We start from the raw sequence: 5,339 nt of genomic DNA, 5'->3' as shown, positions 1-5,339 counted from the left end.
GGTTAAGAAAAGCGGAAGAGAATTTTTCAAAACGCCTGGAAGTGGCTTTTGAAGACCTGAATTGCATCAATCGCAACGCTTAGTATTATTAAAATCAATTACATGAACTCCAAACCGTTGAAAAACAGTTTGGAGTTTTACATTTTAGCGCCCATTATTTGATAATTGATTATCTTTCCGCCCCAATTTGATTGCACGATATATGAAAAAAGAGCGTGAAGAAGACTTCGAACAAAATTTAACTGGAGCCGAATCCAATCCGCAACCAGTTGAACCTGCAAAGTCAAGATGGTTTACCCGTAAGAACAGAAATATCCTTACTTCTACGGCAGATAAAAAGGAAACTCCGGAAGGTTTATGGAGTAAATGTCCTGAGTGTAACTATATCTGTACCACCAATGAATTAAAAGAGAATTTATTCGTTTGTTTAAAATGTAATCATCACCACCGTATTGGCAGTGAAGAATACTTTGATATTATTTTTGATAACGGGGAATACGAGGTTCTCTACGATGAAATAAAGAGCAAGGATTTTCTTGGCTTTACCGATTTGAAACCCTATCAGAAAAGATTGGATGATATTCATGCAAAAACCGATCTGAAAGATTCCATGCGTGTGGGTGTAGGTAAAGCAAATGGAGAAGCGTTGGTGGTTGCTTGCATGGACTTTGAATTTATTGGAGGTTCGCTGGGTAGTGTAATGGGAGAAAAGTTCAGCAGGGCAGTTGATTATTGCATAGAACATAAGCTCCCCTATCTGGTTATCAGCAAAAGCGGAGGGGCCCGTATGATGGAAAGTGCTTTCAGTTTAATGCAGTTAGCCAAAACCAGCGGCAAACTCTCTCAGCTTAGCGATGCAGGATTACCCTATATTTCCATGCTAACGGATCCTACTTTTGGTGGCATTTCAGCCAGCTTTGGGATGCTGGGAGATTTAAATATTGCTGAACCGGGAGCACTGATTGGTTTTGCAGGTCCAAGGGTTATTAAGGAAACCATTAAAAAAGATCTTCCGGAAGGATTTCAAAGAAGTGAGTTTCTGCTGGAACATGGATTCCTTGATTTTATCATTGACCGGAAAAATCTAAAGGAAAAGCTGGCACAACTCGTGCAATTATTCAGAAGCTAATGATGAACAATCGACAGGCGTATTTTAACTACCACATTGAAGATAAATTTGTGGCCGGAATTGTATTACTGGGAACAGAGGTTAAATCTATCCGGGACAGCAAGCTCAGTTTCAATGATGCTTTCTGTCTGTTCGATGACGGAGAACTCTGGGTGCGCGGGCTTTACATAGCTGAGTACAGTCATGGTACTTCTAATAATCATATTGCAGTTCACGACAGAAAACTATTGCTCAATAAAAGAGAACTTAAAAAACTACAACTGAAGTTAAAGGACAAAGGCTATACGATTGTTCCTCTAAAAGTATTCTTTACAGATAAAGGATTCGTAAAAGTTGAAATTGGACTGGCAAGAGGCAAGAAATTACACGACAAAAGAGAGACCATTAAAAACCGGGATGTGGAAAAGCAAATCAAAAGATTCTTAGGATAATGACTGAATTTTTATCTGCTGAGTATTGGAACCAACGCTACCTCAACAATGCATCCCAATGGGATTTAGGCGCTGTTTCTCCCCCACTGAAAGCCTATTTTGATCAACTGTCTAATAAAGATATTTCCATTTTAATTCCGGGTGCAGGGAACAGTTATGAAGCCATTTATTTACTTGAGCAGGGATTCACGAATATTACGGTAATTGATATTGCACCGGCTGTGATTCAATCCTTAAAGGAAAAATATCCTAATCAGACAGCCATTCAATTTATTGAAGCCGATTTTTTCAGGTGGGAAGGTCATTACGACCTGATAGTGGAGCAAACTTTTTTCTGTGCACTTAATCCGGATCTGCGAGAAAAATATGTTGCAAAGATGGCGACACTATTGTCAGAGAACGGCAAACTGGCTGGATTGCTATTTAACAGAGCATTTGAAGGAGGACCTCCCTTTGGTGGTGAACAGGCCTCCTATCAGCAACTATTTGAAAAATATTTTCAATTAGAGAGAATGGCTCCCTGTTACAATTCTGTAGCGCCGCGCGCTGGCACGGAGCTTTTTTTTATTGCCATTAAAAAGAAATAAAATTATCCTCCTTCGTTAAAAGAGTCTTCCAATTTTTTAAAAAACTTACCATTTTTATACCGCCGGCTCCTGCTGACTTAGGCAATGGAAGCTTCCCAATCCCCAGATAATATCGGTTGAATCTATGCCCACCACTTCCCTGTCGGCAAAGCAGGATTGAATAATCTGCAATGCTTTGTCGTCTTTGCTGCAACGGAAAGTAGGCACAATCACATGCTGGTTACTGATATAGAAATTAGCATAGGAAGCAGGAAGTCGCTGGTCTTCGTAAATAACTTCGTCGGGCATGGGTAGTTCTACAATATTCAATTGCTTACCAGACAAGAGTCTCATTGCCTGTAACTCTTTTAAATTGGTTTGAAGCAATTCATAATTTTCATCTGCCTTATTATCTTCAATCACTGTTATTACTGTGTCTTCATTTACAAACCGAACCGTATCATCAATATGGCCATCTGTATCATCACCAACAATGCCCTCTGAAACCCAAAGCACCTGTTGAACCCCATAATATTGCTGCAAATACGTTTCAATTTGTTCCTTTGTTAAATCAGGATTACGATTTGGATTTAATAAACAACAAGTTGAAGTTAATACAGAACCGGCACCATTAAATTCCACTGATCCGCCTTCCATGATAATACCGGGATGGTAAACCGGAATATTGAAATGCTTACCAATTAAAGTTGGAATTACATCATCCAGGTCATAGGGTGGATATTTATTGCCCCATGCATTGTAATTCCAGTCAACAATTACTTTTTTATTAGCTGCATTTGGATTAATCAGAAATGCGGGTCCGTGGTCTCTGCACCAGGCATCATTGGTGGGATGATGGAAAAACTGTACTTTATCCATATTAACCCCTGCTTTCTGCAAATGCTCTTTTGCAAAATTTTCCATTGCAGCATCTGCCACGTTAATTCTCACGAATTCACTCATGGCGAGGTATTTTACAAATAGGCTGTAGTTGGGATAAATGCTGTTGATTTTTCCGGGCCAGCTGGCTTCCTTATGCGGCCAGCTTAGCCAGGTTGCTTCGTGCTTTGCAAACTCGGCTGGGAAGGTATATCCTAAAAGTGCAGGTATCTGATCCATATAAAATGCAATTCAATTAATCTTCGTCAATAAATCTTTTGGTAATAGGCTGATAAGAATCAATACGGCGGTCTCTCAGGAATGGCCAATGGGTTCTGTACTGATCTGTTTTAGCCAGGTCTAGTTCAACAACCATTGTTTCTTCTTTATCATGAGAAGCTTTGTACAATAAACTGCCAAACGGATTGGCAACAAAGGATCCTCCCCAGAACTGCATGGCGCCATTTTGCTCCAGCCCAACTCTGTTTACGCTTACCACGTGAACACCATTGGCTACGGCATGGCTTCTTTGAATGGTCTGCCAGGCATTGTATTGCTCTGTATTGGTTGCTTCATCCTGACTGGTTGCCCAACCAATAGCAGTTGGATAAAATAAAATTTCTGCCCCCATTAATGCGGTTATACGGGATGCTTCAGGATACCATTGATCCCAGCAGATTAAAACACCCAATGTGGCAAATTTGGTTTTGAAAACTTTATACCCTAAATCGCCGGGAGTAAAATAAAATTTTTCGTAATAGGCAGGATCATCCGGAATATGCATTTTGCGGTACTTACCCAGATAGGTACCATCTGCATCAATTACGGCTGTAGTGTTATGATACAAGCCCTGTGTTCTTTTTTCAAAAAGGGAGGCAATAATAACCACATTCAATTCAGCAGCCAGTTCGCTCAGTGCATTCGTTGTTGCACCCGGTATGGCTTCTGCCAGTTTAAAGTTCTCGTAATCTTCCACATCGCAGAAATACAGGGAAGTGAAGAGTTCCTGCAAACATACAATTTGAGCTCCCTGGGAAGCTGCTTCTCTTATGCCCTGTATTGCTTTGCTCAGGTTATCCTGCTTTACATTGGAACAGGACATTTGAACCATGCCCACTTTTACTTTTGCCATATTAAGTTGTTATCTGAATGATATGATTGAAATCCTGGATACCGATTGTCTTTTCTGTATTGAATCCTTCTCCGTAGAGTACGCCAATTTTCTTCCCCATCATCATGTCTCTCCCTTTAACTGTTTCAAGAAATTGAGGAGAAGAAATATAGGTGCTGGGTTCGCTGGAGTCTGCACTATAAAATTGAGTTCTATAAGCTCTGATAGAGTCCATTTTCTTTTCGTAGAAAGGCGTTACATCAAATACAAAATCAGGATTCAACACCCTGTCCTGTACATAATGAAAAACCTGGGTTGGTCTGAATGCTTTCTGCAGGTTTCCGTTTTCATCCTGGGTCTCAATTTTTTGTAATCCTGCAAGAAAAGCTGCATCCGCTACCAGTTTGGCACTTCTGCCATGGTCAGGATGCCTGTCTTCTACTGCATTGGCCAGAATAACAGATGGACGAAACTTACGCAGTACTTCAATGATTTTACGGATATTTTCTTCAGAATGCGTAAAAAAACCGTCGGCCATTTTCAGGTTTTCACGATGGTGAACGCCTAAAATTTTGGCAGCGGCGGCTGCTTCCTCGTCTCTGATTTCAGCAGACCCCCTGGTACCTAATTCACCACGGGTTAAATCTATTATACCTACTTTTTTACCCTGATGAATAGATGCCAATAGGGTTCCTGCACAACTAAGTTCTACGTCATCGGGATGAACTCCAAAAGCCAGAATGTCTAATTGCATAAAATGAAATTAATAAAAGGGTTCCATTGAACATAAATAAAAAATCCTGCACCCGTGAAGGAGCAGGATTGAATGATATGCTGCAAAGCATTAGTCCTTTTTAGCGTAACGCTTCTTAAATTTGTCAATTCTACCTGCAGTATCCACCAATACATTCTTACCAGTATAGAAAGGGTGAGAAGTATTAGAAATTTCCAGCTTAATTACCGGATACTCTTTGCCATCTTCGTGTAAGATGGTTTCTTTGGTAGCTGCAGTTGATTTGCACAAGAAAGATGTACCATTACTCATGTCTTTGAACACAACGAAACGGTAATTTTCAGGATGGATACCTTTTTTCATGTTATTTGGTTTAGGTTATACGGATTTGGCCGTACGATTATTTAAAATTTGGATGGCAAATGTACGGGAATTCCCCTTTTTATCCAAAAAATAGCTTTTTAGCTCTTCATATTAACAAATTGCAGGG

General features: G+C 40.1%; 7 protein-coding genes. 3 read left to right on the top strand and 4 right to left on the bottom strand.

Annotation, left to right across the window (positions count from 1 at the left end):
* Positions 1 to 202 precede the first annotated feature (202 nt).
* Genes accD through P767_RS0103765 form a run of 3 tightly spaced genes read left to right on the top strand, consistent with a single transcriptional unit; the run spans position 203 to position 2,147 of the window.
* Positions 203 to 1,129, top strand: coding sequence for an acetyl-CoA carboxylase, carboxyltransferase subunit beta (gene accD, locus P767_RS0103775; protein ID WP_084799807.1), 927 nt, complete (start codon positions 203 to 205; stop codon positions 1,127 to 1,129).
* Positions 1,129 to 1,560 (top strand): SsrA-binding protein SmpB, encoded by a 432-nt coding sequence (gene smpB, locus P767_RS0103770; RefSeq protein WP_037351603.1) that lies wholly within the window; start codon positions 1,129 to 1,131, stop codon positions 1,558 to 1,560. The genes accD and smpB overlap by 1 nt, the downstream gene beginning before the upstream one ends.
* Complete coding sequence (locus P767_RS0103765) at positions 1,560 to 2,147, top strand: methyltransferase domain-containing protein (protein ID WP_026763459.1); 588 nt, start codon at positions 1,560 to 1,562, stop codon at positions 2,145 to 2,147. Before smpB ends, P767_RS0103765 begins: the two co-directional genes overlap by 1 nt.
* A 54-nt stretch (positions 2,148 to 2,201) precedes the next feature.
* Here P767_RS0103765 and P767_RS0103760 read toward each other — a convergent pair whose 3' ends face one another.
* From P767_RS0103760 to P767_RS0103745, 4 genes are all read right to left on the bottom strand, one after another.
* Positions 2,202 to 3,245 carry an agmatine deiminase family protein gene (locus P767_RS0103760; RefSeq protein ID WP_026763458.1) on the bottom strand — a complete coding sequence of 348 codons (1,044 nt, stop codon included), beginning with the start codon at positions 3,243 to 3,245 and terminating at the stop codon, positions 2,202 to 2,204.
* 16 nt (positions 3,246 to 3,261) lie between these two features.
* Positions 3,262 to 4,137: a carbon-nitrogen hydrolase gene (locus P767_RS0103755; protein WP_026763457.1), complete on the bottom strand. Its 876-nt coding sequence runs from the start codon at positions 4,135 to 4,137 to the stop codon at positions 3,262 to 3,264.
* 1 nt (position 4,138) lies between these two features.
* Positions 4,139 to 4,870, bottom strand: a complete 732-nt coding sequence (gene bshB1 / locus P767_RS0103750) for a bacillithiol biosynthesis deacetylase BshB1 (protein WP_026763456.1) — start codon at positions 4,868 to 4,870, stop codon at positions 4,139 to 4,141.
* 90 nt (positions 4,871 to 4,960) lie between these two features.
* Positions 4,961 to 5,212, bottom strand: a complete 252-nt coding sequence (locus P767_RS0103745) for a type B 50S ribosomal protein L31 (protein WP_026763455.1) — start codon at positions 5,210 to 5,212, stop codon at positions 4,961 to 4,963.
* Positions 5,213 to 5,339: the final 127 nt, after the last annotated feature.

Origin of the sequence: Sediminibacterium salmoneum NBRC 103935 (assembly GCF_000511175.1) — a bacterium.
Lineage (GTDB): Bacteria > Bacteroidota > Bacteroidia > Chitinophagales > Chitinophagaceae > Sediminibacterium > Sediminibacterium salmoneum.
Note: the sequence above shows the minus strand (reverse complement) of the source record. Positions and strands in the feature narration are given on the sequence as shown.

Coding starts and splice junctions, on each gene's coding strand:
- accD (WP_084799807.1), top strand. CDS start 203: ATGAAAAAAGAGCGTGAAGAAGACTTCGAACAAAATTTAACTGGAGCC.
- smpB (WP_037351603.1), top strand. CDS start 1,129: ATGATGAACAATCGACAGGCGTATTTTAACTACCACATTGAAGATAAA.
- P767_RS0103765 (WP_026763459.1), top strand. CDS start 1,560: ATGACTGAATTTTTATCTGCTGAGTATTGGAACCAACGCTACCTCAAC.
- P767_RS0103760 (WP_026763458.1), bottom strand. CDS start 3,245: ATGGATCAGATACCTGCACTTTTAGGATATACCTTCCCAGCCGAGTTT.
- P767_RS0103755 (WP_026763457.1), bottom strand. CDS start 4,137: ATGGCAAAAGTAAAAGTGGGCATGGTTCAAATGTCCTGTTCCAATGTA.
- bshB1 (WP_026763456.1), bottom strand. CDS start 4,870: ATGCAATTAGACATTCTGGCTTTTGGAGTTCATCCCGATGACGTAGAA.
- P767_RS0103745 (WP_026763455.1), bottom strand. CDS start 5,212: ATGAAAAAAGGTATCCATCCTGAAAATTACCGTTTCGTTGTGTTCAAA.